Origin of the sequence: Acinetobacter harbinensis, from assembly GCF_000816495.1 — a bacterium.
GTDB classification, from domain to species: Bacteria; Pseudomonadota; Gammaproteobacteria; order Pseudomonadales; family Moraxellaceae; genus Acinetobacter; species Acinetobacter harbinensis.
Genome location: NZ_JXBK01000003.1, coordinates 54,408 through 54,905 on the forward strand (window position 1 = coordinate 54,408; position 498 = coordinate 54,905).

1 protein-coding gene is annotated in these 498 nt (G+C 51.8%); it reads right to left on the reverse strand.

The genetic code is table 11. The features are described from left to right. On the reverse strand, positions 1-498 hold a 498-nt coding region (locus SE27_RS14760; protein ID WP_455550041.1), incomplete at both ends, for an HAD-IC family P-type ATPase.

Here is a 498-nt window from a genome sequence, read left to right on the forward strand (position 1 = left end):
TGCCAACAGTAGCTTCCGAAAGGGAACGGGCAACCGCGATACCGCGTAAATCCCCCTTGACCAGCGTAACTTGAGCACTATTCATTGCGACATCAGTTCCGGTCCCCATAGCGATACCGACATCAGCCTTGGCTAGTGCTGGTGCATCATTGATTCCATCGCCGGCCATTGCCACGATGCGACCTTCCTTCTGCAATTTGCTGACCAGTTCTAGTTTATCTGCGGGTTTAACTTCACCATGTACCTCATCAATACCCAGACGTGCTGCGACTGAACGGGCAGTGGTGAGACCATCTCCTGTTGCCATCACGATACGTAGTCCAGCTTCCTTCAGGGTGGCAAGTGCTTCAGGGGTACTTTTTTTGATGGGATCGGATACTGCAAGCAGGCCGGCCAATTCACCATTGATGGCTAGATGCATCACACTTGCACCTTCTGAACGCAGCTCTTCGGCTTGCGGAATCAGAGATTGTACCGAGATACCTAATTGCTCCATCA